The organism is Brenneria corticis (genome assembly GCF_003115855.1).
Classification (GTDB): domain Bacteria; phylum Pseudomonadota; class Gammaproteobacteria; order Enterobacterales; family Enterobacteriaceae; genus Brenneria; species Brenneria corticis.
In genome coordinates this window covers 59,304-84,841 of the sequence record NZ_KZ819085.1, presented here as the reverse complement: position 1 = coordinate 84,841, position 25,538 = coordinate 59,304, and the positions used below count along the sequence as shown (strand labels likewise).

The 25,538-nt window shown below is 57.3% G+C and carries 30 protein-coding genes; 18 read left to right on the top strand and 12 right to left on the bottom strand.

The window, feature by feature from the left end; translation table 11 throughout:
- The first annotated feature begins 2 nt into the window (after positions 1-2).
- From DDT56_RS16430 to DDT56_RS16385, 10 genes are all read left to right on the top strand, one after another.
- Entirely contained in the window at positions 3-1,268 is a 1,266-nt protein-coding gene (locus DDT56_RS16430; protein ID WP_136167515.1) for a PTS ascorbate transporter subunit IIC, read from the top strand.
- A 12-nt stretch (positions 1,269-1,280) separates the two neighbouring features.
- The gene (locus DDT56_RS16425; RefSeq protein ID WP_136167514.1) at positions 1,281-2,081 is read left to right on the top strand and encodes a transketolase; all 801 of its coding nucleotides are present in this window, start codon (positions 1,281-1,283) and stop codon (positions 2,079-2,081) included.
- On the top strand, positions 2,078-3,019 hold the full coding sequence (locus DDT56_RS16420; RefSeq protein WP_136167513.1) for a transketolase family protein: 942 nt from the start codon (positions 2,078-2,080) through the stop codon (positions 3,017-3,019). The genes DDT56_RS16425 and DDT56_RS16420 overlap by 4 nt, the downstream gene beginning before the upstream one ends.
- Before the next feature lie 72 nt (positions 3,020-3,091).
- Positions 3,092-3,538 (top strand): PTS sugar transporter subunit IIA, encoded by a 447-nt coding sequence (locus tag DDT56_RS16415; RefSeq protein WP_136167512.1) that lies wholly within the window; start codon positions 3,092-3,094, stop codon positions 3,536-3,538.
- 159 nt (positions 3,539-3,697) lie between these two features.
- Positions 3,698-4,501 carry an IclR family transcriptional regulator gene (locus DDT56_RS16410; RefSeq protein WP_136167511.1) on the top strand — a complete coding sequence of 268 codons (804 nt, stop codon included), beginning with the start codon at positions 3,698-3,700 and terminating at the stop codon, positions 4,499-4,501.
- Between the two features lie 5 nt (positions 4,502-4,506).
- On the top strand, positions 4,507-5,478 hold the full coding sequence (locus DDT56_RS16405) for a 2-dehydro-3-deoxygalactonokinase (protein ID WP_136167510.1): 972 nt from the start codon (positions 4,507-4,509) through the stop codon (positions 5,476-5,478).
- Between the two features lie 31 nt (positions 5,479-5,509).
- Positions 5,510-6,133: a 2-dehydro-3-deoxy-6-phosphogalactonate aldolase gene (locus DDT56_RS16400; RefSeq protein ID WP_136167509.1), complete on the top strand. Its 624-nt coding sequence runs from the start codon at positions 5,510-5,512 to the stop codon at positions 6,131-6,133.
- A gap of 36 nt (positions 6,134-6,169) precedes the next feature.
- Positions 6,170-7,141 carry a Bug family tripartite tricarboxylate transporter substrate binding protein gene (locus tag DDT56_RS16395; RefSeq protein WP_136167508.1) on the top strand — a complete coding sequence of 324 codons (972 nt, stop codon included), beginning with the start codon at positions 6,170-6,172 and terminating at the stop codon, positions 7,139-7,141.
- A gap of 131 nt (positions 7,142-7,272) precedes the next feature.
- Positions 7,273-7,803: a tripartite tricarboxylate transporter TctB family protein gene (locus DDT56_RS16390; RefSeq protein ID WP_136167507.1), complete on the top strand. Its 531-nt coding sequence runs from the start codon at positions 7,273-7,275 to the stop codon at positions 7,801-7,803.
- A 29-nt stretch (positions 7,804-7,832) separates the two neighbouring features.
- Positions 7,833-9,341, top strand: coding sequence for a tripartite tricarboxylate transporter permease (locus tag DDT56_RS16385; protein ID WP_136167506.1), 1,509 nt, complete (start codon positions 7,833-7,835; stop codon positions 9,339-9,341).
- An 83-nt stretch (positions 9,342-9,424) separates the two neighbouring features.
- Here DDT56_RS16385 and sspB read toward each other — a convergent pair whose 3' ends face one another.
- The 5 genes from sspB to zapE form a co-directional block, all read right to left on the bottom strand.
- On the bottom strand, positions 9,425-9,922 hold the full coding sequence (sspB, locus tag DDT56_RS16380; RefSeq protein WP_136167505.1) for a ClpXP protease specificity-enhancing factor: 498 nt from the start codon (positions 9,920-9,922) through the stop codon (positions 9,425-9,427).
- A 5-nt stretch (positions 9,923-9,927) separates the two neighbouring features.
- Complete coding sequence (gene sspA / locus DDT56_RS16375; RefSeq protein ID WP_136167504.1) at positions 9,928-10,569, bottom strand: stringent starvation protein SspA; 642 nt, start codon at positions 10,567-10,569, stop codon at positions 9,928-9,930.
- Between the two features lie 375 nt (positions 10,570-10,944).
- Positions 10,945-11,337: a 30S ribosomal protein S9 gene (gene rpsI / locus DDT56_RS16370; protein ID WP_011091939.1), complete on the bottom strand. Its 393-nt coding sequence runs from the start codon at positions 11,335-11,337 to the stop codon at positions 10,945-10,947.
- A 15-nt stretch (positions 11,338-11,352) separates the two neighbouring features.
- Positions 11,353-11,781 carry a 50S ribosomal protein L13 gene (gene rplM, locus DDT56_RS16365; RefSeq protein ID WP_136167503.1) on the bottom strand — a complete coding sequence of 143 codons (429 nt, stop codon included), beginning with the start codon at positions 11,779-11,781 and terminating at the stop codon, positions 11,353-11,355.
- A gap of 234 nt (positions 11,782-12,015) precedes the next feature.
- A complete protein-coding gene (gene zapE, locus DDT56_RS16360) occupies positions 12,016-13,134 on the bottom strand; it encodes a cell division protein ZapE (protein WP_136167502.1) in 1,119 nt (372 codons plus the stop codon).
- A 221-nt stretch (positions 13,135-13,355) separates the two neighbouring features.
- Here zapE and zapG point away from each other — a divergent pair, with 221 nt between their 5' ends.
- The 3 genes from zapG (at position 13,356) to degS (ending at position 16,574) form a co-directional block, all read left to right on the top strand.
- Positions 13,356-13,760 (top strand): Z-ring associated protein ZapG, encoded by a 405-nt coding sequence (gene zapG / locus DDT56_RS16355; RefSeq protein WP_136167501.1) that lies wholly within the window; start codon positions 13,356-13,358, stop codon positions 13,758-13,760.
- A gap of 213 nt (positions 13,761-13,973) precedes the next feature.
- Entirely contained in the window at positions 13,974-15,347 is a 1,374-nt protein-coding gene (gene degQ / locus DDT56_RS16350) for a serine endoprotease DegQ (protein ID WP_136167500.1), read from the top strand.
- A gap of 135 nt (positions 15,348-15,482) precedes the next feature.
- Positions 15,483-16,574 carry an outer membrane-stress sensor serine endopeptidase DegS gene (gene degS / locus DDT56_RS16345; protein WP_136167499.1) on the top strand — a complete coding sequence of 364 codons (1,092 nt, stop codon included), beginning with the start codon at positions 15,483-15,485 and terminating at the stop codon, positions 16,572-16,574.
- Positions 16,575-16,609: 35 nt separating this feature from the next.
- Here degS and murA read toward each other — a convergent pair whose 3' ends face one another.
- The 7 genes from murA to mlaF form a co-directional block, all read right to left on the bottom strand.
- Positions 16,610-17,872 carry a UDP-N-acetylglucosamine 1-carboxyvinyltransferase gene (murA, locus tag DDT56_RS16340; protein ID WP_136167498.1) on the bottom strand — a complete coding sequence of 421 codons (1,263 nt, stop codon included), beginning with the start codon at positions 17,870-17,872 and terminating at the stop codon, positions 16,610-16,612.
- Between the two features lie 55 nt (positions 17,873-17,927).
- Positions 17,928-18,182 (bottom strand): BolA family iron metabolism protein IbaG, encoded by a 255-nt coding sequence (ibaG, locus tag DDT56_RS16335; RefSeq protein WP_136167497.1) that lies wholly within the window; start codon positions 18,180-18,182, stop codon positions 17,928-17,930.
- 154 nt (positions 18,183-18,336) lie between these two features.
- Entirely contained in the window at positions 18,337-18,630 is a 294-nt protein-coding gene (mlaB, locus tag DDT56_RS16330; protein ID WP_136167496.1) for a lipid asymmetry maintenance protein MlaB, read from the bottom strand.
- 33 nt (positions 18,631-18,663) lie between these two features.
- Positions 18,664-19,293, bottom strand: coding sequence for a phospholipid-binding protein MlaC (gene mlaC, locus DDT56_RS16325; RefSeq protein WP_136167495.1), 630 nt, complete (start codon positions 19,291-19,293; stop codon positions 18,664-18,666).
- Between the two features lie 12 nt (positions 19,294-19,305).
- Positions 19,306-19,872: an outer membrane lipid asymmetry maintenance protein MlaD gene (gene mlaD / locus DDT56_RS16320; RefSeq protein WP_136167494.1), complete on the bottom strand. Its 567-nt coding sequence runs from the start codon at positions 19,870-19,872 to the stop codon at positions 19,306-19,308.
- A 4-nt stretch (positions 19,873-19,876) separates the two neighbouring features.
- Entirely contained in the window at positions 19,877-20,659 is a 783-nt protein-coding gene (gene mlaE / locus DDT56_RS16315) for a lipid asymmetry maintenance ABC transporter permease subunit MlaE (protein WP_136167493.1), read from the bottom strand.
- 7 nt (positions 20,660-20,666) lie between these two features.
- On the bottom strand, positions 20,667-21,482 hold the full coding sequence (gene mlaF / locus DDT56_RS16310; RefSeq protein ID WP_136167492.1) for a phospholipid ABC transporter ATP-binding protein MlaF: 816 nt from the start codon (positions 21,480-21,482) through the stop codon (positions 20,667-20,669).
- 294 nt (positions 21,483-21,776) lie between these two features.
- Here mlaF and DDT56_RS16305 point away from each other — a divergent pair, with 294 nt between their 5' ends.
- The 5 genes from DDT56_RS16305 to lptA all read left to right on the top strand — a co-directional run bounded on the left by DDT56_RS16305 (position 21,777) and on the right by lptA (position 25,535).
- Positions 21,777-22,742, top strand: a complete 966-nt coding sequence (locus DDT56_RS16305) for a calcium/sodium antiporter (RefSeq protein ID WP_136167491.1) — start codon at positions 21,777-21,779, stop codon at positions 22,740-22,742.
- A gap of 55 nt (positions 22,743-22,797) precedes the next feature.
- A complete protein-coding gene (gene kdsD, locus DDT56_RS16300; RefSeq protein ID WP_136167490.1) occupies positions 22,798-23,784 on the top strand; it encodes an arabinose-5-phosphate isomerase KdsD in 987 nt (328 codons plus the stop codon).
- Positions 23,785-23,852: 68 nt separating this feature from the next.
- Positions 23,853-24,419: a 3-deoxy-manno-octulosonate-8-phosphatase KdsC gene (gene kdsC / locus DDT56_RS16295; RefSeq protein ID WP_136167489.1), complete on the top strand. Its 567-nt coding sequence runs from the start codon at positions 23,853-23,855 to the stop codon at positions 24,417-24,419.
- The gene (gene lptC / locus DDT56_RS16290) at positions 24,416-24,982 is read left to right on the top strand and encodes an LPS export ABC transporter periplasmic protein LptC (protein ID WP_136167488.1); all 567 of its coding nucleotides are present in this window, start codon (positions 24,416-24,418) and stop codon (positions 24,980-24,982) included. Before kdsC ends, lptC begins: the two co-directional genes overlap by 4 nt.
- The gene (gene lptA, locus DDT56_RS16285; protein ID WP_136167487.1) at positions 24,963-25,535 is read left to right on the top strand and encodes a lipopolysaccharide ABC transporter substrate-binding protein LptA; all 573 of its coding nucleotides are present in this window, start codon (positions 24,963-24,965) and stop codon (positions 25,533-25,535) included. The genes lptC and lptA overlap by 20 nt, the downstream gene beginning before the upstream one ends.
- Positions 25,536-25,538 lie beyond the last annotated feature (3 nt).

Here is a 25,538-nt window from a genome sequence, read left to right as displayed (position 1 = left end):
CTATGGAACTCCTTCGATTCATTGTATTCGATATCCTGGGCGTTACCCCACTATTAGTTGGTTTTATTGCGCTTCTCGGCCTGCTGATCCAACGCAAGCCGATAGAAAAGATCCTGTCGGGCACCTTTAAAACCATCGTCGGCTTTCTGGTGTTTGCCGGAGGCGCCGGTCTTGCCGTTTCTTCGCTGGGCAATTTCCAGTCCCTATTCAGCGCCGGCTTCGGTCTGAAAGGCGTAATGCCGCTGGCGGAAGCGCTGACCGGCCTGGCGCAAACCAAGTTTGCCATGTGCGTTTCGCTCATCATGGTAGTGGGCTTTATCTGGAATCTGGTATTCGCCCGGCTGACGCCGTTTAAATACATTTTTCTGACGGGGCAGCACAACCTCTACCTCTCCGCGCTATTAACCGTCACCCTAAAAGCGCTGGGCTACAGCGATCTGCTGACTATTGCCGTCGGTTCGGTTCTGCTCGGCATCGCCTCCTGCCTGTATCCCGCCATCGCGCAGCCCTGGATGCGCAAAATCACCGGCAACGACGAAATCGCGATGGGTCACTACGTCACGCTGGCCTATGCGGCATCAGGCTGGATCGGCAGCAAAGTCGGCGATCCGGCGCAATCCACCGAAAAGCTCAACCTGCCGGGATGGCTGGGCATTTTTAAAGATTACATCGTTTCGGTTTCCATCTCCGTCAGCATTTTTTACTACATCGCCGCGCTGGCCGCTGGCAAGGCTGCCGTCACAGCGGCGGCGGGCGGGATGCATTGGCTGGTCTACCCACTTTTTCAATCGCTGACGTTTACCGCATCGCTCTATATCATCATCACCGGGGTACGTCTGCTGCTGTCTGAAATCGTGCCCGCCTTCCTCGGCATCTCGGAAAAATTCATTCCCAACGCCAAACCCGCACTGGACTGCCCGGTCGTTTTCCCCTATGCCCCGACCGCCACAGTACTGGGATTCATTTCCTCCTTCATCGGCGGTTTGATCGTTATGGGTTTACTGGCCTTACTGGGACAAACGGTGATCATCCCCGTGGCAATCCCCTACTTCTTTATCGGCGCCACCGCCGCCGTGTTCGGTAACGCATCCGGTGGTTGGAAAGGCGCGATCGTCGGCAGCTTTATTACCGGCATCCTCATCGGCATCGGGCCTGCATTGATCTATCCGATTATGGAGTCAGTCGGGCTATCTGGCACCAGCTTCCCTGAAACCGACTTTGTGGTTCTCGGCCTGTTGGTCTACTACATCGGCAAAATGTTGCCTTGATAAGGAGACACTATGGAGATTGAACAGCTTCAGGCACGCGCTCGCGCGACGCGGCGCGACATCGTCACGATGATTTATGAATCCGGTATCGGTCACCCCGGCGGCGCCTTGTCCATCGCGGATATCCTGACCTGGATCTATTACCGCGAAGTGGATCTTAAAGCCGCCAGCCGCAGTCGGGTCGTCATGAGTAAAGGCCACGCCGTCGCGGTGCAATACGCGCTGCTGCATCAGTTTGGGATCGTCAAACGCGAAGAGTTCAACACGTTTCGCCAGATTAACTCGCGTTTGCAGGGGCACCCCAGCATTAAAACGCTGCCGGAAGTCGATGCCACTACCGGCCTGCTGGGACAGGGATTATCCATCGCGTTGGGCATGGCCGCCGCCAAAAAGCGCAAGCAGGAGCCTCATCGGGTGTTTGCGATTATCGGCGATGGCGAAATGCACGAAGGGCAAACCTGGGAAACGCTCCAGCAGGCCGGCCATATGAAAATGGATAATCTGATCGCGGTGATCGATTACAACGGTTTTTCTTCCCACGATCCGATCAACGAGGTCGTCAATCTGGAACCACTGGCAGACAAGGTGCGCTGCTTTGGCTGGCACGTATTGGAATTACAGAACGGCAACGATATGCATCAGGTGGCCGCCGCTTTCCGGTTTGCGCGCCACCTTACGGGCAAACCGATCGCGATTATCGCCCATACCACTAAAGGCAGCGGAGTCAGCTATATGGAAAACAACGGCGACTGGCATTCCAAAACCCCGACCGCAGAACAGTATCAACAAGCCATGGGAGAATTACAGCCATGAAAGCGCCACGAGATGAAATAGGCAACGCATTGATTCAATTGGCAGAAAAAGGATACCCGGTGGTGGCGATCGACAGCGATCTGGCCAGTTCAACCCGAACCGATCAGTTTCAGACCGTTTTCCCTGCGCGTTTTTTTGAGATGGGGATCGCGGAAGGTTCGGCGATGAGCTTTGCCATCGGCCAGGCGTTGGAAGGACAGATTCCCTTTTACGTGAATTTCGCCATGTTTGTAACCGGCACCGCCTGGACGCAATTACGTCAGGCCTGCTATGGCGGCGTCAATATCAAGCTGGTTGGGAGCCATCCCGGTATGGATGATGGGCCGGACGGCGCCTCGCATCACGCGCTGGAAGATCTGGCGCTGACGCGGGTTCTGCCTGGCCTAACCATCCTTACCCCCGCCGATGCGGAAGAGGTGGCGGAGGCGTTTGAACAGGCGGCGCGCATTAAAGGTCCGGTCTATATCCGCGTCGCGCGCGAACCGATGCCGGTGCGCGATAAATCCGTTCAACCGCGCGTCGCCGACATCGCCGCGGTGCGCGAATCCGGCGATGATTTCGCCATCCTGTTTGAAGGCACCGCGCTTGAGCAGGCCAGCGCGGGTTACGACCAGCTTTGTCAGCAGGGTAAACGCGGTCGACTTATTCACGTCGCCTGCCTGAAACCATTTAATCAGCAGGCTTTCGCTGCGCTGGTGAAAGGCTGCCCGGTGATTGCCACCGTTGAAAACCATTCCATCAATGGCGGATTGGGCGGGCTTATCGCGGAAGTGATGGCTTCGCGGCAATGGCCGGCAACGCTGGTTCGTATCGGCACTCAGGATACGTTCACCGAATCGGGCAATAGTCGCCAGCTTAAAACCAAATACGGCATCAGCGGCGACGCCATTTGCGCCGCCGTTCTGGCCGTCGAACGCAGCGTTTCCGACGCGCAATAGTCCGCCCGCCGGCGGCATACGCTCTTGGCTATGCCGTCGGCAAGAAGACGTTCCCTATTTTCTGGAGCCTTCATGTCATCAACGCCGTTATTCAGCGCCAGTCAGTTTGTCGAATCCTGCGCCGACTGGCGCGACGCCATTATCCTCTGCGCCCGCCCGCTGATTGCGCAAGGCGCGATCAGCCCCGGCTACCACGACGCGATTATCCGGGAAACGGAACAAACCGGTCCCTGGTATCTGCTCAGCCCAGGGTTTGCGCTGCCCCACGCCCGACCGGAAGACGGTGTAACCAGCGCCATGACGCACCTTTCATTGCTGCGCATCCGTGAGTACGTGAGGTTTCCCGGCGATGAAAAGGTGGGATTACTCATCCTGCTGGCGGCCGGCAACGGCGAACAGCATCTTCAGACCATCCAGACGCTGATGTGCTGGCTGGATGAAAACGACAGGCTGGCGCGATTATTGCGCATTGAAACGGCGCCTGCGCTAACGCAATTTTTGCAGGCAGAACGGCCGTAGCTCCCCCTCTGCGTATTTCTCCATATATCACTCCCTTTCCGACAAAATCCCTATATATGGGACGAGTAACCATATTGTAGATTTATGCGGGACGAGTCACAAAGTATGCCGTTTTCGTGTGCTAAAAGTAGCGCAATGAACGGATAACGGGAAAACGCGATGAAGGAAGAAAATTCTACGGGCGCCAGCGGCGTCCAGACGCTGTTTAGAGGATTGGCGGTGATTGATGCCGTCGCAGCCGGCCATCGCGATTTAAAAGCTATCGGCGAATACACGGGAACGTCGCGCAGCACAACGCATCGTCTCGTCAATGCGCTTATCAGCAAAAACCTTTTACGGCACGTGGCGCGGGACGGTTACTACCTTGGGCCGAAACTCATCGAACTCGGCACCAGCTCTTTGAATGCCTATCCGCTGCGCCTGGCGGCGCAATCCGCTCTGGAAGCGCTGGCAAAACAGACGCAGGACACGGTGCATCTTGCCATCAGAGAAGGCAACGATGTGCTGTATATCGATAAAATTTCCGGCACGCGCGGTCTGGAAATGCGCTCCCGCGTCGGTCAGCGCATGCCGCTGCCTTTCACCGGCATCGGCAAGGCGCTCATACTTGACGACTCCGCCGACGAATGGCGCGCCATCTTTCAGGCGCACCATCCGCAGCGCGACATCGAAGCCTTTATTCGCGCCATGCAGAAGTACGCACAGGGCGGTTATGCGTTCGACCTGGAGGAAAACGAGTTCACCATCCGCTGTGTCGCCGCCCCGGTGCGAGACGCGACCAACCGGATTATCGCCGCCATTTCCGTCGCCAGCATTACGCCTTATATGCCCGACAGCCGTATGGAGGAACTGATTGATATCGTTAAAGAACATGCCGACGCCATTTCCATCGAGATGGGGTGGAGCCGGACCTCGTTCAATCAGCGCCGCCGAACGCCGGCCGAAAAAATACAGGAAAGGTAAATACGATGACGACACTGATTGCGCTGGATTGGGGAACCAGCATGCTGCGCGCCAGCCGCCTGGGGAAAAACGGGGAGACAGTAGAAAAAAGAACCCTGCCCTACGGCATAATGAAGCTCCCTGACCCTGCGCAAAACCGGGAACGCGCGTTTCATCAGGCGTTTCTTCAGGCATGCGGCGACTGGCTGGACGACGCGCCCGCCAGCCCGGTAATTGCCTGCGGTATGATCGGCAGCGCCCAGGGATGGCGGGAGGCCCCGTACATTGAGGCGCCCTGCGATATTCAGCAGTTGGCGCGGCAGCTGATCCGCATTGATGTCGCTCCCGGCCGGCATTTCTTCGTTGTGCCCGGCGTATGGAAAAACGGCGCCCTGCCGGAAGTGATGCGCGGCGAGGAAACCCAGATAGCCGGCGCCCTGCAATACGATGAGCCATTACGCTCCGCCGTCGAACGGCAGGGAAAAGCGCTGATTGCGCTGCCCGGAACCCATGCCAAATGGGTAGAAGTGACGCAGGACCGGATTATGAATATCCAGACATTCATGACCGGCGATCTCTACGACGCGCTGGCGCATCACACCATTTTGTCCACTACCATGCAGCCGCCGGAACAGCCGGACTGGGACGCCTTCGCGCAGGGCGTGGCGACGGCGCGGCGTTATGCGGCGACCGCCGGGCTGCTGGGTACGCTGTTTTCCGTGCGCAGCCGTCTGCTGTGCAAACACATCACCGCCCAACAGCAGCCCGACTATCTTTCCGGCTTACTGTTGGGCAGCGAATTGTTGGCGGTGCTGTCCAGGCAGTCGTCCGCCGCGGGGCAGAGTATTCCGCTCACCTTTATCGGTTCCGACGCGCTATGCCAGCGCTACATTCGCGCGCTGACCTGTCTGGAATGCTCTTACCCGGTCCATATTTCCGCCGGCGCGACGGAACAAGGGCTATGGTACATCGCCCGGCTGGCGGGATTGTTTGATTAACGTTGATTTTCCAACACCAGGGGATTAAACGATGGATTTCTTAACCACGCTGCGGCAAACGGGACTGATTGCCATTCTACGGGGGATCGCCCCGGACGATGCGGAAGCCGTCGGCCGCCGTCTCTATCAGGAGGGATTCCGCCTTATCGAAGTGCCGTTGAACTCGCCCGAGCCGCTGCTCAGCATCGCCCGGCTGCGTCAAAGCCTGCCGCCGGACTGCTGGGTCGGCGCAGGCACGGTCATGTCTGACGACGAGGTGCGAGCGGTAAAACAGCATCATGGCGAAATCATTATTTCGCCGCACACCGATCCGGCCGTCATCCGGGAAACTCGCCGGCAGGGACTGTTCAGTCTGCCCGGCGCGGCCACGCCCAGCGAAGCCTTTAGCGCCTTATCCCACGGCGCGCGCGCCATCAAGATCTTTCCGGCCGAAGCTATTTCGCCGTCGATCCTGAAGGCTTGGCGCGCCGTGATCCCCAAAACGATCCCGCTGCTGCCCGTGGGCGGGATCACGCCCGAATCCCTGTCCGTCTGGCGGGCGGCGGGAGCCAGCGGGTTTGGCGTCGGCGGCATGCTCTACAAACCCGGCATGTCGCCTGACAGCGTCGGAGAGCGTGCCGCCGCCTTCGTACATGCCTGGCATGCATCCGCCTAATAAAACAATAACTTACTTTCTGTACTGGAGTGCACCATGAAAAATCGCAATATCCTGCCGCATCTATTGACCGGCCTACTGGCCGCCTCGACGCTGTTTTCCGCCGCGCCGACGCTGGCCGCAACCTACCCGGTCCGTCAGATAGAAATGATCGTCCCATACAGCGCCGGCGGCGGTACTGACCTGGTCGCCCGCTCGTTTGCCGACGTGGCGAAAGAGTATCTGCCCAAAGCGATCGGCATCGTCAACAAACCCGGCGGCGGCGGCGCCGTAGGATTTTCAGAACTGGTGGCCGCCCGTCCCGATGGCTATAAAATCGGCCTCGGCACCGCCGAAATCACCATGCTGCCGCACATGGGGCTGGTCAACTTCAATGCCGACGATTTCGCGGCTATCGCCCTGTTGAACGCCGATCCCGGCGCGATTACGGTAAAAAGCGATGCGCCCTGGAATACGTTTGCCGAATTTATGGCGTACGCCAAAGCCAATCCCGGTAAGATCCGCATCGGCAACTCCGGTTCGGGCGCCATTTGGCATTTGGCCGCCGAAGCGCTGGGCGATAAAACCGGCGTTCAATTCAACAACATTCCTTATGACGGCGCGGCGCCGGCCATCACCGCGCTGCTGGGCGGGCACATTGAAGCGGTGAGCGTCAGCGCGGCGGAGGTGACCACGCACGTTGCGGCCGGAACGGTGAAAATACTCGGCGTCATGGCCGACGAACGCCTGGCCGCCTTTAAAGACGTGCCCACGCTGAAAGAAAACGGCGTCGACCTGTCAATCGGCACCTGGCGGGGCATTATCGTGCCGAAGAGAACGCCGCAGGACGTCCAGGCGGTATTGGCGGAAACGGCGCGCAAGGTGGCGGAGAATCCCCGCTTCGCCGAGTCGCTGGGGCGCATCAATCTGAATTTCGATTATCGCGACGCGGCGGAATTCCAGAAGTTAATCGATCGCGATAACCGCTATTTCAAAGAGTTGATGACCAAAGTCGGTTTGGCGCAGTAACGCGGCGTATCAGGGCGCGCACGCGCGTCCGATAACCGGAAACCGGGCCCGTTAACGGTGCGCCCGCTCGTGAATCTGTCCGGGCGCCGTCGGGCCGCTACAGAAACTTTTTAGTATCAGAGAACATCACTATGACCAATGTAGCGGAAAATTCGCACGCCACCGTACCGGACAAGGCGCGAAAAATAGAAGTGGTTATCGGTGTGGTTTTGATTCTGGTATCGCTGGCAGCCATCGTCGCCGCACAGAAATTCCCGGCCTCACGCCTGGCGACCGACATCGGTCCCTCGCGTTTTCCCGTGTTTTATTCCGTCGTATTGATACTGCTCTCGCTGCTATTAATCATTAATAATCTGGCGGTCATCAGGCGCCATAAACGCGCGGGCATTACCATACCGCCGCCGCCGTCGGAGGCCGATACGGATATTCGCCATGGGAAAACCGTCCTGGGCATGCTGGCCTCCTTCGCCTGTTTTTTCGGTATGTATTATCTCGGTTACATCGTCTCCATGATCCCGTATCTGATCTTTCTGATGTGGCTCATGGAGTTCAGGCACAAGATCTGGAATCCGCTTATTGCCGCCGCCGTTACGGGGCTGACATATATCGTTTTCTATCTTGGGCTGAACGTGGCCGTACCCGTTGGTTTGCTGTTTGAATAAACGGCAGTGCATCTCAAAGAGGGAAAAATATGCAAGAATTATCTATGCTTGCAGATGGCTTCATCGCGCTGTTCAACCACCCTACCGCGCTGCTGTTATCCGCCTTCGGCGTGTTTCTGGGCATTATGGTGGGGGCGCTGCCCGGCCTCACCGCCACCATGGGCGTCGCCATCCTGTTGCCATTCACTTTCGGCATGGACCCGGTCACCGGCTTGCTGATGATCAGCGGCGTGTTCTTCGGCGGCGTCTACGGCGGATCGATTATCGCCATTCTGTTGAGAATACCCGGCACGCCGGCCGCCGCCGCTACGGCGATTGACGGCTATGAGTTGACGAAACGCGGCGAAGGCGGCAGCGCGCTGGGCATCGCCATCATCTCTTCCACCATCGGCGGGACCATCAGCGTGCTGGTGCTGGTTTTTCTCGCGCCGCAGCTCGCCAAAGTGGCGCTAAAATTCAGCGCGGCGGAAAATTTCGCGCTGGCGATATTCGGTCTGAGCATCATCTCCAGCATTGCCGGTAAATCGATGATCAAAGGGATTATCGCGGGCTTTATCGGCCTGCTTATCGCCACCGTCGGGCTCGATCCCATGACCGGCTTCCCCCGGTTTACCGGCGGCATGCCGGAACTGATGAACGTCCCCTTTATTCCGGTGATGATCGGCCTGTTCGCCGCCTCGGAAGCGTTCAAAAGCATGGCGGAAACCGACCTGGTGAAAAAGAGCGCCGCCGTCATCGGCAGCGTTATTCCCACCAGAGCCACCCTGAAACGCTGTCTGGCCACCATTTTGCGTTCATCCGGCATCGGCGTTTTTATCGGCACCATCCCCGGCGTAGGAGCGGAAATCGGCGCCTTCGTCGCCTATAACGAAGCCAAACGCTTTAGCAAGACCCCGGAAAACTTCGGCAAGGGCGAGATTACCGCCGTCGCCGCCTGCGAAGCGGGGGCGAACGGTTGCACCGGCGGCGCCATGCTGCCGATGATGACGCTGGGCATTCCCGGCGACGCGGTCACCGCCATCATGCTGGGCGCGATGACGTTGCAGGGGTTGCAACCGGGTCCCATGCTGTTTAAAGAGCATGGCGACATGGTGTTCACCATTTTCGCCGGCATGCTGTTCTGCTACGCCGTCATGCTGATCCTGGGGTTGGGATCGCTAAAGCTGATTGTGAAAATGCTGCAAATTCCGAAGCCGATTCTCACGCCGCTTATCATGGCGCTGTCCGTCATCGGCACCTATGCCATCAACAATAGCATTTTCGACATCGGCATCATGCTGGCGGCCGGCGTGGTCGGCTATGTGATGGCCCGATTTGAGTTCCCGCCCTCGCCGGTGGTGCTGGCGCTTATTCTGGGACCGATGGCGGAAAGCAACTTCCGCCGCGCCATGTCGATCTCCAACGGCAGTATGGATTTTCTCTACACCCATCCCATCACCGCCATTCTGCTGAGCCTGGCCGCGTTCACCCTGCTGTATCCCATTATTCGCAGCGCGATCCGGCATTGCAAAACCACCGCCAGAAACAGCGCCGGATAAGTCGGCGCGGCATAAGCAGAACGCCCCGGCCTTGATGGCCGGGGCGTTCGTTCTATTATGTCAAACCACATCTGCGCCGCTATTTATTTAACCACCCGTAACGACGGTCTTCCTCCCTTGGGAGGCTGCGGCGGATCGTCATCGGGATTATCGTTTTCATCCGCGGCGTCCGGATTATTGTCGACGATCGACATCACCGTGCTGGCCGTGACGTCCTCATCCTGAAAATCCTCGAATTCGCCCGTCGATTCATAGGCGGGTTCCGGCTCAAACATGGTGCCGGCGCCGTTTTCCCGGGCGTAAATCGCCAACACCGCCGCCATGGGGACGTATACCTGACGCGGCACGCCGCCGAAACGGGCGTTAAAGCGCACGCTGTCATCAGCCAGCTCAAGACCGCCGACGGCTCGGGGTGCGATATTCAGCACAATCTGCCCGTCGCGGGCAAATTCCATCGGGACCATAACACCCGGCAGAGTAATATCGACCACCAGATGAGGCGTCAACTGGTTATCCAGCAGCCAGTCATAAAAAGCCCGTAACAGATACGGACGACGCGGAGATAGTTGAGACAACGCCATGTTGTTTAACCTCTGGTTTGCAAACGCATTTCACGTTCAGCTTCCGTCAGGGAAGCGAGAAACGCATCACGCTCGAATACGCGCGTCATGTAGCCTTTCAATTCTTTCGCACCAGAACCGCTCAATTCAATGCCTAATTGCGGCAGGCGCCATAACAGCGGGGCCAGATAACAATCCACCAGGCTGAACTCTTCGCTCATAAAGTAAGGCGCTTCGTTGAACACCGGCGCAACCGCCAGCAGTTCTTCACGCAGTTGTTTACGGGCGCCATCCGCTTCCTGAGCGCTGCCCTGCATGATTTTTTTCAGCAGAGAATACCAGTCGTTCTCAATGCGGTGCATCATCAGACGGCTGTTGCCGCGCGCCACCGGATAGACGGGCATCAGCGGCGGATGAGGAAAACGCTCATCCAGATACTCCATGATAATCCGTGATTCATAGAGCGTCAGTTCCCGGTCGACCAGCGTCGGAACCGAACCATAAGGATTGAGGTCAATAAGATCCTGCGGCAGATTATCCAGGTCTACCTGCTCAATCTCGACACTCACCCCTTTTTCCGCCAGTACGATGCGGACCTGATGGCTAAAAATGTCGGACGGACCAGAAAACAGCGTCATTACCGAACGTTTGTTGGCAGCGACAGCCATGAAAACCTCCAAGTTTATCGAGAAAATACGGCGAATAACCGATCTGCTACTGTTCTGCAAGCCCATATTCTGCGTTTTTGTCACTCGATATCGGAAAAAGCGACTCGCTGGGAAACAGGCACAAAAGTGGCGAATAGTTTATCAGATTTTGTTCGTTCTGTGGGGATATAAGCGCGACTTCATCATTAACCCACGGAAAATAAAGATTATTTTTTCAGAAAGGATAGCCCGCCATAAAAAAATCGCCGGGAGCGATTTTAAACGTCGCCCCGCAACGGCCCAAAGGGTGCGGGCAGGGATATAGCCCGCCATAAAAAAACCCGGCGACCAGCACCGGGTTTTTTCGCATTGATTTCGCTGCAGCGCAGCAGGAAATTAACGCTTGGAGAACTGAGGACGACGGCGTGCTTTACGCAGACCGACTTTCTTACGTTCAACCTGACGAGCATCGCGAGTCACGAAGCCTGCTTTACGCAGTTCGCCACGCAGAGACTCATCGTACTCCATCAGCGCGCGGGTGATACCATGACGGATCGCCCCGGCCTGACCGGAGATACCACCACCTTTAACGGTGATGTACAGGTCGAATTTGCCAACCATGTCGACCAGTTCCAGCGGCTGACGAACTACCATGCGGGCAGTTTCACGACCGAAGTACTGTTCCAGACTACGCTGGTTGATAACGATATTGCCGCTGCCCGGTTTGATAAACACGCGAGCGGCGGAGCTTTTGCGGCGACCAGTGCCGTAGTATTGATTTTCAGCCATTGCCTATAATCCCGATTAAATGTCCAGAACTTGCGGTTGCTGTGCCGCGTGATTGTGCTCGGTGCCCGCGTAAACTTTCAGCTTACGGAACATGGCACGACCCAGCGGACCCTTCGGCAGCATGCCTTTAACCGCGATTTCAATCACGCGCTCAGGACGGCGGGCAATCATCTCTTCAAAGGTCGCTTGTTTGATACCACCGATGTGGCCGGTGTGGTGGTAATAAATCTTGTCAGCACGCTTGTTACCGGTTACGGCAACTTTGTCTGCGTTCAGGACGATGATGTAATCACCCGTATCAACGTGCGGAGTGTATTCCGCTTTATGCTTGCCGCGCAGGCGACTAGCCAGTTCAGTTGCGAGGCGACCCAGGGTCTTACCGCTCGCGTCAACAACGTACCAGTCGCGTTTTACGGTTTCTGGTTTAGCTGTAAAAGTTTTCATTAAAAGCTTACCCAATAATTAGTTACACGCAGGTGTTCACCTAAACGCTAAAAAACAGTCGAGGCTCACACGACCATCAAGTCCAGCAAACCTACCCCTTCGAATAGCCATTGCCGGCACTATAAAGTTTTTGGGAAAAAAACTTTGTTGTAACGTGGGGTCGCAGGATTATAGAGAAGTCGCCGTCAAAGATCGACCTTTTTCGTCGCCGGAACGGGAAAAACCGCCGCCCTTTTACGCCAGATGCTGCTGGCGCAGATACTCCTCGCTCTGCATCTCCTGCAGACGCGATAAACAGCGCTGGTACTCAAACTTCAGACGCTCTCCCTGATAAAGCTCGAACATGGATACCTGCGCGGAAATAACCAGTTTAATCCGCCGCTCGTAAAACTCATCCACCAGCGCCAGAAAACGGCGGGCGGTATTCTCCTCCGCGCCGCCCATTACCGTAACGTTGTGCAGCAGCACGCTGTGATAAAGGCGCGACAGGACGATGTAATCGTTCTGGCTGCGCGCCTGCGCGCACAGCGTGGCGAAGTCGACGGCCAGCACGCCCTCGCTCGCGCCGAGGGTGGGCAGAGGGTGATGATTTATCTCCAGGACCGGGCCCGGCGTCACCCACGGCTGCCCCGACAGGCGGGTAAACATCTGCCGCATCGTCGCTTCCGTCTGCGCGTCAAGCGGCGTCAGATAGAGATGAGCCTGCGTCAGCGTCCGTAAGCGGTAATCAATCCCCGCGTCGACGTTACGCACTTCGCAATGCTGCTTGATCAGTTCAATCGCCGGCAGAAAACGCGCCCGCTGCAGGCCGTTGCGATACAGTTCGTCCGGCGGAATGTTCGAGGTGGCCACCAGGGTGATGCCGCGGGAAAACAGCGCGCGCAGCAGTTCGGCCAGCAGCATGGCGTCCGTAATGTCGCTGACGAAAAACTCATCGAAACAGAGCACGTCCGTTTCGACTTTAAAGCCATCGGCGACCTTCTCCAGCGGGTTTTCCTGACCCTGGAGCTGGTTCAGTTCCTGGTGCACCCGCAGCATAAAGCGGTGAAAGTGCAGCCGCAATTTTCGCTCCGTCGGCAAACTGTGAAAAAACAGGTCCATCAGCCAGGTTTTGCCGCGCCCCACGCCGCCCCACATATATAGCCCCTGGACCGGAGCCGCGACGCGTTTATCGCTTAATCCCAGCCACGCGCGCCATCTCCCCGGCCCGCCGGCGGAGCGCGCCGCGCGCTCGCACAACGCCTGATGGATGGTCTCCAGGCGCGCCACGGTTTGATGCTGTACTTCGTCGGGCTGATATTCCCCGGCTGACAGCGCTTGCCGGTAAAGCGCCAACGGTGTTGTCTGCTGCATAATGGTCGCAATCCCTGAGAAAAAATTTAATCGCGTTTTGTTGCGCGTTACCGTCGATTTGAGTCGTAATCGTAGCAGTTAACCACCTTGATGCCAGATATCGGCCGACATTACCCTAAGCCATCGCGCTTCAGGATTCCACTCGGACAAGGTTAACGGTTATAGTGACTATTATTAAGTGAAAAACCCTACGGAACAACGAAGTCAAAATAGGAGTCCTTATGACTTGGGAGTATGCGCTGATTGGTTTAGTCGCCGGTATTATCATTGGTGCCGTCGCCATGCGTTTTGGCAATCGTAAGCTGCGCCAACAACAGACGCTGCAGCACGAACTGGAGAAAAGCAAAGCCGAACTGGAAGAGTATCGTCAGGAGCTGGTCGGGCATTTCGCCCGCAGCGCGGAGCTGCTGGATAATATGGCGAATGATTACCGTCAGCTTTACCAGCACATGGCCAAAAGCTCCAGCAGTCTGCTGCCGGATCTTCCCGGCCAGGATAATCCGTTTAAATATCGCTTAACCGAGGCGGAAGCGGACAACGATCAGGTTCCGGTCGATATGCCGCCGCGCGACTACTCCGACGGCGCCTCCGGCCTGCTGCGCGGCGAACCTCCCGTCCGCAAGTAAAGGCGATTGCTTATGGTGTGAGGCCTCATCAAGCCTCACGTTTTTCGCTCGACTCCCCTCCGGTAAAATCAACGGTGTAGGCTATAGTTACAATCTACTGACGAAATATCAGTGAACTTTACACACCGATCGCCACTCTGACTCTTCACCGAGTGTTTAAGTTTATATATCATCATTTTATTCATCAGCTGGTCGTGAGAGAGTTAATCAACAATGAAGAAAAAATCTTTATTATTTAGTGCGCTGGCAATGAGCATAAGCTTAACCCTGTCATCGTTCCCGGCCGCCAACGCCGCGTTGCCCGCCGTCGTGCCCGGACAGCAGCAGCTTCCCAGCCTGGCGCCCATGCTGGAAAAAGTGTTGCCCGCGGTGGTCAGCGTGCATATCGAAGGCACCCAGGTACAGCGCCAGCGTATCCCCGAAGAGTTCAAGTTCTTCTTCGGCCCCAATCTCCCGACAGATAAACAAAGCACCCGCCCCTTTGAAGGACTGGGCTCGGGCGTCATCATCGACGCCGCGAAAGGCTACGTCCTCACCAATAATCACGTGATCAACAATGCGGATAAAATTCGCGTACAGCTGAATGACGGACGCGAATACGAGGCGAAATTGATCGGTCGCGACGAACAGAGCGATATCGCCCTGCTGCAGCTGACCAACGCCAAAAATCTGGTTGAGATCAAAATGGCCGACTCCGACCAGCTGCGCGTGGGCGATTTCGCCGTCGCCGTGGGGAACCCGTTCGGCCTGGGGCAAACGGCCACCTCCGGCATCATCTCGGCGCTGGGCCGCAGCGGGCTGAATCTGGAAGGGTTGGAAAACTTCATTCAGACCGATGCCTCCATCAACCGCGGTAACTCCGGCGGCGCATTGGTTAACCTGAACGGCGAACTGATCGGCATCAATACCGCTATTCTGGCCCCTGGGGGCGGAAATATCGGCATCGGCTTCGCCATTCCCAGCAATATGGCGCAAAACCTGGCGCAGCAGCTGGTTGAGTTCGGCGAAGTGAAACGCGGCGTGCTGGGCATCAAAGGCAGCGAAATGACCGCCGAAATGGCGAAGGCCTTCAAGGTCGATGCGCAGCGCGGCGCGTTCGTCAGTGAAGTGCTGCCGCAATCCGCCGCCGCGAAAGCGGGGATCAAGGCGGGCGATGTCCTTACCTCGCTGGACGGAAAACCGATCAACAGCTTTGCCGAACTGCGCGCCAAGATAGGCACCACCGCGCCGGGCAAAACCGTGAAGATAGGCCTGCTGCGCGACGGTAAACGCCAGGAGGTCTCCGTGGTTCTGGATAACAGCGCCACCGCCACAACCAGCGCGGAAACCCTGTACCCGGCGCTACAGGGCGCCTCCCTGACCAACGGGCAGTTGAAAGACGGCGGCAAAGGCGTACAGATCGATAACGTCGCCAAAGATTCGCCCGCGGCGCAGATTGGCCTGCAGAAGGGCGATATCATCATCGGCGTCAACCGTGAGCGGGTGGAGAACATCACCCAGTTGCGTAAGGTTCTGGAGACGAAACCTGCCGTTCTGGCGCTGAACATCGTGCGGGGCGACGAAACGATTTACCTGCTGTTGCGTTAATCATTTCGCCAAACCGGCTCCCCGAAGGGCCGCAGCCGGTAAGCCCGCGGCAAAAAATCGGACAGGGCGCTCTGCCCTGTCCGATCGTCTCATGATATTCTCACCGACATACTCTTTTTTACAGTAAACACGCCCATGCTTGTTAAGTTACTCCGTTCCGCGTTGCTTGGCCTGATCGTCGCCGGCATTCTGCTGGTCGCACTTCCCGGACTGCGACCCAATACCCCATGGTTTAACCACGGCGAGAGTAATGACAACGCGCAGGAAGATACGCCGCTCAGCTACTATCAGGGGGTGCGCCGCGCCGCGCCGGCGGTGGTCAATGTCTATAACCGGGTTCCCAATCCGCAACAGCAGAACGAACTCGAAATCCGCACCCTCGGCTCCGGCGTCATTATGAACGACCAGGGCTATATTCTGACCAACAGGCACGTGATTAACAACGCGCAGCAGATTCTGGTCGCCCTTCAGGACGGCAGACTCTTTGAGGCGATGGTCGTCGGTTCGGACACCTTGACCGACCTGGCCGTATTGCGCATCGACGGCACCAACTTGCCGGTTATTCCGATCAATCCGCAGCGCACGGCGCATATCGGCGACGTGGTGATGGCCATCGGCAATCCCTACAATCTGGGGCAAACCATCACCCAGGGGATTATCAGCGCCACCGGCCGCGTCGGGCTTAGCGCCGCCGGGGAGGATAATCGCCAGAACGGCCGTCAAAACCTGCTGCAAACCGACGCTTCCATCAATCGCGGCAACTCCGGCGGCGCGCTGGTGAATACGCTGGGTGAACTGGTCGGCATCAATACGCTCTCTTTTGATAAAAGCAGCGACGGAGAAACGCCTGAAGGCATCAGCTTTGCGATTCCCATCGCCCTGGCAACCAAAGTGATGGGCAAGCTTATCCGCGACGGCCGGGTAATCCGCGGCTATATCGGCATCAACGGCGTACAGATGGAAAATATCGACAGCACAGGCTTCGGACAGGGAAGGCTAAGCGGGATTCTGGTCAAAACGGTCGATCCGGGCGGACCGGCGGATAAAGCGGGGATCCAGGTTGATGATATTCTGTTGAGCGTCAACAATAAACCAACCCGCTCGGTGATTGAAACCATGGATCAGGTGGCGGAGTTACGTCCGGGCACCGTGATCCCCATTACCATCGAACGCGATAAAAAATCGATAACCTTGAATATGACGATTCAGGAGTTTCCGGTCAACTGAACCGGGCGGTAGTCCTGCCGCCCGGTCCGCCGCGCTTACTCGCCGGCTTTGACGCGTTCGATATTGGCGCCCAGCGCCCGCAGCTTATCTTCGATACGCTCGTAGCCGCGGTCGATATGATAGATGCGGTCGACCACCGTCACCCCCTCGGCAATACAGCCCGCCAGCACCAGACTGGCCGACGCGCGCAAATCCGTCGCCATCACCTGGGCGCCGGATAGCGTTGCCACGCCGTGGCAAATCACCGTATTGCTTTCGATTTCCGCCTGAGCCCCCATGCGGATCAGCTCCGGCACGTGCATAAAGCGGTTTTCAAAAATCGTTTCGGTGATAACGCCGGTGCCTTCCGCCACCAGGTTCAACAGGCTGAACTGCGCCTGCATGTCCGTCGGGAAGCCGGGATGCGGCGCGGTGCGGATGGTCACCGCTTTCGGACGCCGGCCCTGCATATCAAGGCTAATCCAATCCTCGCCGGTTTCGATATCCGCACCGGCTTCGCGCAGCTTCGCCAGTACCGCATCCAGCGTATCGGGGCGGGTGTGGCGGCAGAGCACTTTACCGCCGGAAATCGCCGCGGCGACCAGGAAGGTTCCGGTTTCTATACGGTCCGGCAGCACGCGGTATACGCCGCCGCCCAAACGCGCCACGCCTTCAACGGTGATTTTATCGCTGCCCGCGCCGCTGATTTTCGCCCCCAGCGTGTTCAGGAAGTTTGCCGTATCGACAATTTCCGGCTCGCGGGCCGCGTTTTCAATAATGGTCGTCCCTTCGGCCAGCGTCGCCGCGCTCATGATGGTCACCGTGGCGCCCACGCTGACCTTATCCATAACGATATGCGCGCCTTGCAGACGACCGTCCACCGAGGCCTTGACGTAGCCCTCTTCCAGGGTGATTTTCGCCCCCAGCTGTTCCAGGCCGTTGATATGCAAATCAACCGGGCGCGCGCCGATGGCGCATCCGCCCGGCAATGAAACCTGGCCCTGTCCGAAACGCGCCACCAGCGGCCCCAGCGCCCAGATGGAGGCGCGCATGGTTTTCACCAAATCATAAGGCGCGCAGAATACGTCGACCGCGCTGGCGTCGACGTGCACCGAACCATTACGTTCAACGCGCGCCCCCAGTTGGCCGAGCAGCTTCATCGTGGTATCAATATCTTTCAGCTTCGGCACATTCTGGATCTCTACCGGCTCTTCCGCGAGCAAGGCAGCGAACAGGATGGGGAGAGCGGCGTTTTTGGCCCCGGAAATGGTGACTTCACCGGTGAGCCGGGTCGGCCCCTGCACACGAAATTTATCCATAGCGGCTGTTTCTCAATGTTTCAAATTCAATCTTGCGAATCACATAACCACAGGCTTAAAAACCGTTAAGCTTGCGATCGCGCTGCCATTCTTCCGGCGTATAAGCCTTGATCGACAGGGCGTGAATGCGGTTATCCGCGATGTACTCCATCAGCGGAGCATAAACGGTTTGCTGCTTCTTCACCCGACTCATTCCGGCGAACTGCTCGCCCACCACGATGACCTGAAAATGGCTGCCATCGCCGGATACATGGGCTTCCTCGAGTGCCAATGCGTTTATCAGCACGTCTTTAATTTCATTATTTTCCATCGCTCTCGATTTCTATGTCAGGGGGATGATAAACAGGGTGGTATCTTAGATGAATACGGCGCTATCTTAAACAGAGAAATCCCCTTAAAAAATCGCTCCCGGCGATTTTTTAAGGGGATTCAGACAGCGCGTTATCGATACAAATTTATGCCGCTTAAGACACAGGGATGATTTCATTCAGGTTATACAAGGCTATCAGCGTTTTTAACCGATCCCCCGCCCCGATGATTTTCAGTTCGACGCCCTGCTGCGACCGCAGGTGGTAAAAATGAAGCAACAGCGCCAGACCGGCGGAATCAACGCGATCCAGCCCGGACACATCCAGCGTCGTTTTGTCCGCCAGCAGCTTGTCGCGCTGCTGCCACAGCGGCAGCAGCGTCTCCCGATCCAGCGCGCCGGCGACAAGCAGCGTCGATTGCTGCGACTGCCAGCTCAGTGCATTAGCCATTTTTCTTACCCAGCCCAGTGTGGTTTATCCGGATCAGTTCTGCTGATCCAGCGTAATCTTTCGTTCCGCCGCGGCTTGCAGCTGCTGGGTCAGGCCGTCCACGCCTTTTTGACGCAGCGTCGCCGCCCATTCATTCTGCTTGGTGGTGATCATGCTCACGCCTTCGGCAATCATGTCATACGCCTGCCAGTTGCCGGACTGGCTGTTTTTACGCCACTGGAAATCAAGGCGCACCGGCGGACGACCGCCTTGATCGATAATGGTGACGCGGATAGAAATAATATTGGCGTCGCCCAGCGGTTGATCGGGGGCGATCTGATAGGTTTGCCCGTGATATAACGCCAGAGCCTGGCCGTAGGCCTGCTCCAGATAGGCTTCAAACGCTTTGAAATAGGCATCGCGCTGAGCGGGCGTGGCGTCTTTGTAATAACGGCCGAGGACCAGCGCGCCGGCATATCTGATCTGTACGTACGGCAGCAGTTCTTCACGCACCACGTTGCGCAGATAGTCCGGATTTTGTCTGATGCGCGGCTGTTCGGTTTTCAGGCGGTCAAAGGTTTTTTGCGCCGCCTCGCTCATCAAACGATAAGGGTTGGTTTGATCCGCGGCGTTGGCCAACGGCGCAACCACCAGCAGAGCCACCATCAGTAAACGTTTAAACATACAGCTATCCTCTTATGGATGTGAAGTCGCAGGTTGGCCCGCAGGCTCGGGCGTCGCCGCGGAATTCGTTGCCGGCGCGGCGTTCCCCTGGCCGGCATTATCCTCGTTATTGCCGCCGCTTTTATATAAGAATTGGCCGATGAGGTCTTCCAGCACCATGGCTGACTTGGTGTCCTGAATAACCCCGCCGTCTTGCAATATGGAGGTTCCCATCTCTTCGTCCTCAAAACCGACGTTCAGCGCCAGATACTGCTCGCCCAGCAGGCCGGAGGTACGGATCGCCAGCGAGCTGGTATCGGGAATGCGGTCGTAACGCTGCTCAATATCCAGCGCCACGCGGGGAAGGTAGCTTTTCTCATCCAGCGAAATATCCGCCACTCGTCCTATCACCACGCCGCCGATTCTGACCGGCGAACGGGCCTTCAGCCCGCCGATATTGTCAAACGTCGCGTACAAACGATACGTCGGCTGGTTGCCGATCGACTTGATATCGGCCACTTTCAGACACAAAAAGATGATGGCGCACAGCGCAATCAGCATAAATGCGCCAACCCAAATTTCACTTTTCTTTGTTTGCATCGACTCAGTTCCCAAACATCAGTGCTGTCAGCACAAAATCCAATCCCAATACCGCCAACGAGGAATGCACCACGGTACGGGTCGTCGCACGGCTGATCCCTTCCGAAGTCGGGATCGCGTCATAACCGTTGAACAGCGCTATCCAGGTCACGGTAATGGCGAACACGATACTTTTAATCACGCAGTTCAGTAAGTCCTGCCGCCACTCGACGGCCCCCTGCATTGCGGACCAGAAAAAACCGGCGTCTATGCCTTTCCAGTCGACGCCGACCAGCGACCCGCCCCAGATGCCGACCGCGACAAAGATGATCGCCAGCAGCGGCATACTGATCAATCCCGCCCAGAATCGCGGGGCGACCACGCGTCTTAGCGGGTCTACGGCCATCATTTCCATACTGGAAAGCTGCTCGGTGGCCTTCATCAGGCCGATCTCCGCCGTCAGCGCCGACCCCGCCCGCCCGGCGAACAACAACGCCGTTACCACCGGGCCGAGTTCGCGCAGCAGAGACAGGGCGACCATCATCCCCAGGCTGGCTTCGGCGCTGTAGGTCGTCAGCACCAGGTAGCCCTGCAGCCCCAGAACCATGCCGATAAACAGGCCGGACACCATAATGATCAGCAGCGACTGAACCCCCACGCCGTAAAGCTGTTTGATAAGCAGCGGCCACTGTTTCCTGAATTCAGGCTTGCCCACCAACGCGTTGAACAGCATCAGTCCGGCTCGGCCAAAAGAAGCGCAGGTAGAAATTCCCTGACGTCCCAGCGACGCCAACGCCTGTAATAACATGAATTAGTTAACCCCCTGCTGAACCTAACAGCGCGGTTTTATAGTCACCCGCCGGAAAACGGAAAGGCACCGGCCCATCGGCGATACCGTCCAGAAACTGGCGGACGCGGGAGTCGTCGTTGGCCTGCAACTGCGCCGCCGTTCCCTCCGCCACCACATGCTGGTCGGCCACGATGTAAGCGTAATCGGCGATGCTCATCACCTCCGGCACATCATGGGAAACCACGATACAGGTAACCCCCAGCGCGTGATTCAGTTCATCAATCAGCTTCACCAGCGTTCCCATGGTTATCGGATCCTGTCCGACGAAAGGTTCATCGAACATGATCAGCTGCGGGTCAAGCGCAATGGCCCGCGCCAGCGCGGCGCGGCGCGCCATGCCGCCGGAAAGCTCGGCGGGCATAAGGTTGGCGGCCCCGCGCAGCCCCACGGCTTCGAGCTTCATCATCACCGTGCTGCGCAACAGCGGCTCCGGCAAACGACTGTGCTCGCGCAGCGGCCAGGCGACATTATCAAACACGTTCAGGTCGGTAAATAACGCGCCGGACTGAAACAGCATGCTCATCTTTTTGCGGGCGTTATACAGCTCGCTACGGGAAAGCCGGGGGATATTGTCGCCATCAAACCAGATTTCACCGCTATCCGGCTGCAACTGCCCGCCAATCAAACGCAGCAGCGTGGTTTTGCCGATACCGGAAGGCCCCATAATCGCGGTAACCTTGCCTTTAGGAACATTCAGCGTGATATCTGTAAAAATCTGTCGTTTCCCGCGTCGAAAGCTCAGGCCGCGGATTTCGACCAGATTGGTAACCTTAGGGTCCATGATCTTATATTCCTTACCGATCAGCGTGTTGCATACGATCGCTGGTTTTTGACGGATAACCATCCTATGAACTCATTCGTAAAGCCTAACGGTTGTACTCGCGCCAGGTGCGAATTTTACAAAAAATTACGGTAAGTTCTTGTCCAAAGAGGCGAAACAAAACCGCCGCAGGTTTTACTTTTCCGCCCCGCGCGGTCAGAATTAGCGCTAATCATGAAAAGCACCCTCTTTGGGCAAAATTCGTCCGGAACGGCTGGTTATCAACGGGTGATTATACCTTATAAAGGACGCCGCATGCTCTTTGCGACAGTACTCTTGATTGTTGGTTTAGTATTGCTGGTCTACGGCGCCGATCGCCTGGTCTACGGCGCGGCGGTTCTCGCCCGTTCTTTTGGCATCCCGCCGCTGATTATCGGCATGACCATCGTCGGCTTCGGCACCTCCCTGCCGGAATTAATCGTCTCGGTAACGGCGGCGCTAAACGACCAGATCGATATGGCGGTCGGCAACGTGCTGGGTTCCAATATAGCCAATATTCTGTTAATTCTCGGCAGCGCGGCGCTGATTCGCCCTTTGACGGTGCACTCCGCCCTGTTGCGCCGGGAATTCCCGCCTATGCTGCTGGTCACCGTTTTGTGCGGTTTTTTACTGCATGATAGCCATCTGAGCCGCGCCGACGGCGCGCTGCTGCTGATTGCCGCCGGACTCTTTATGCTGCTGATGCTCAGAATGGCGCGCCAGGCGCAGCGGGACGGCGTCGATAGCCTGACCCGGGAACAGCTGGCGGAATTGCCGCAGGAAGACAGCAACCAGACGGTGGCCGTGCTATGGCTTATTCTCGGCCTGATTATTTTACCCATGGCCGCCCGCATGGTGATCGATAACGCCACGGTGATCGCCCGCCATTTTTATATCAGCGAACTGACCATCGGCCTGACCGTGCTGGCGGTCGGCACCAGTTTGCCGGAGCTGGCGACCGCCATTGTCGGCACCCTGAAAAAAGAAGATGATATTGCGCTGGGCAATCTTATCGGCTCCAATGTTTTTAATATCGCCATCGTTCTGGGCGTGCCGGCGCTGATTTCGCCGGGCGTACTCAACCCGCTCGCCTTCCAGCGCGATTATTGGGTCATGCTGGGCGCCAGCGCGCTGCTGACGGCGCTTTGCCTCAGCAGAAAACGCCGCATCGGACAAGGCGCGGGCGCGCTGTTGCTATGCGCCTTCGTCGCCTATCTGGCGGCGTTGTTCCTTTTTTCCTGAGCAGAACGTCGGAACCCATTAACCAGAACATCAAAACAAGCAGGATTATCCAGGTATGTCACATTTTGAACTACAGCCCGGTTTTGATTTTCAGCAGGCCGGCAAGCAGGTACTGAAGATTGAACGCGACGGGCTGGCGCAGCTGGACCAGTACATTGACGACAACTTCACCCGGGCCGGCGAAAAAATATTCCACTGCCGGGGGAAAGTGGTGGTGATGGGCATGGGGAAATCCGGCCATATCGGCCGCAAAATGGCCGCCACCTTCGCCAGTACCGGCACGCCGGCCTTCTTCGTTCATCCGGGCGAAGCCAGCCACGGCGATCTGGGCATGGTTACCCCGCACGATATCGTGATCGCCATTTCCAACTCCGGCGAATCTCATGAGATTCTCTCGCTGATCCCGGTGCTGAAACGTCTGCAGGTGTTCCTGATCTGCATGACCGGCAACCCCGAAAGCACCATGGGAAAAGCCGCCGATATCCATCTGTGCGTTCGTGTTCCGCAGGAAGCCTGCCCGCTCGGGCTGGCGCCGACCAGCAGCACCACCGCCACGCTGGTGATGGGAGATGCGCTGGCCGTCGCGCTGCTGCAGGCGCGCGGCTTTACCGCCGAAGATTTCGCCCTATCCCACCCCGGCGGCGCGCTGGGCCGCAAGCTTCTGCTGCGCGTCAGCGATATCATGCACGCCGGCGATGAGATCCCGCACGTCTCCCATGACGCCTCCCTGCGCGACGCGCTGGTGGAAATTACGCGCAAAAATCTGGGGATGACGGTAATCTGCGGCGCGGATATGAAAATCCAGGGCATCTTCACCGATGGCGATCTGCGGCGGATTTTCGATATGGGGATTGACTTGAACAGCGCGCGTATTGCTGATGTGATGACCGCGGGCGGTATCCGCGTGACGCCGCAAACGCTGGCGGTGGATGCCCTGAACCTGATGCAATCACGCCATATTACGTCGCTGCTGGTGGCGGAGGACGATCGTCTGGTCGGCATCGTTCATATGCACGATATGCTGCGCGCCGGCGTGGTGTGATACATCCAGGCGGTTAACAAACCACGCACGGCGCGTTAAATACTGTAGGGTATAGAGGATAAACATGCATGAGTGAAATCAGGGCGCAAACCGATACCTGTTACGGCCCCGTCGATCGGCAGGTACTGGATAAGGCCCGCGACGTTCGTCTGCTGATCTGCGACGTTGACGGCGTGCTGTCCGACGGCCTGATTTACATGGGCAATCAGGGCGAGGAGCTGAAAACGTTCAACGTCCGGGACGGCTACGGTATTCGCTGTTTGCTGACGTCGGGTATTGAAGTCGCCATTATTACCGGCCGCACCGCCAATATGCTCGTCGATCGCTGTAAGACATTGGGGATCGCCCACCTTTATCAGGGGCAATCGGACAAGATTTTGGCCTTCAACGATCTGTTGGATAAACTGTCGCTGACGGCCGATCGGGTCGCCTATATCGGCGACGATCTGATCGACTGGCCGGTGATGGCCCAGGTGGGCTTAAGCGTCGCCGTCGCCGACGCGCATCCGCTGCTGTTGCCGCGCGCCGACTATGTCACCCGCATCGCAGGAGGACGCGGCGCGGTACGTGAACTTTGCGATTTAATTCTGTTCTCACAGAATAAGCTGGAGCATGCCAAAGGATTGTCGATATGAGTAAAACAAAGCGTTGGCTGACAGCCTTGCTGGCACTGCTGGCTCTCGTTCTTATCGGCTGGAATTTCGCCGATCGCGACGCGGCGCCCCCGCCCGATAATCAGGATAACGCCGTGCCGGTTTACACCAGCGAGAAAACCGCGACGCGGGTTTACAGCCCCGCCGGGAAGCTGAATTACCGACTGATTTCCGACAAAGCGGAATATTTCAGCGAAGAGCAGTTGAGCTGGTTTACCGCCCCGGTCGCCACGCTGTTTAACGAACAGGGTACCGCCACCTGGTCGGTGCGCGCCGATCGCGCCAAGCTGACCAAAGACAAAATGCTCTATCTGTACGGTCACGTCGAGGTCAACAGCCTGACCAATGACTCGCAGCTGGAGCGGATAAAAACGGACAATGCCCAGGTTAATCTGGTTACGCAGGACGTCTCCTCCGACGATGAAGTCACGCTATACGGCGCCAGTTTCACCTCTAACGGGATGAAAATGCGTGGTAATCTGCGTGAAAAGACAGCCGAGTTGATCGAAAAGGTAAAAACTTCTTATGAAATTCAACACAAATAACCCGATGCGTCATGCTCTGTTCGCCAGCTCGCTGTTCGCCTTCAGCATTCCGGCCTTCGCCGTAACCGGGGACAGCGAGCAGCCCATTCATATCGATTCCGCCCAGCAGTCCCTTGATATGCAAGGCAACACCGTGACTTTCACCGGCAACGTGGTGGTCAGGCAGGGCACCATTGAGGTAAAGGCCGATAAGGTGGTGGTGATACGTCCGCAGGGCGAGCAAGGCAGAGAGGTGGTCGAAGGCTACGGCAACCCGGTCACGTTTTACCAAATGCAGGACAACGGCAAGCCGGTGAAGGGCCACGCCCAGAAAATCCGCTACGAGCTGGACAGGGATTTTCTGACGCTGACCGGCAATGCCTATCTGGAACAGCTGGACAGCAATGTCAAAGGCGACCGTATCACCTATCTGGTGAAGCAGCAGCAGATGGAGGCGTTCAGCGACAAAGGCAAACGCGTGACGACGGTATTGGTTCCCTCGCAGCTTCAGCAGAAAGATAACAAGGGGCAACCCTCCCCTGCTCAGCAACCGCAACCACGAGTCACTGAATAATTT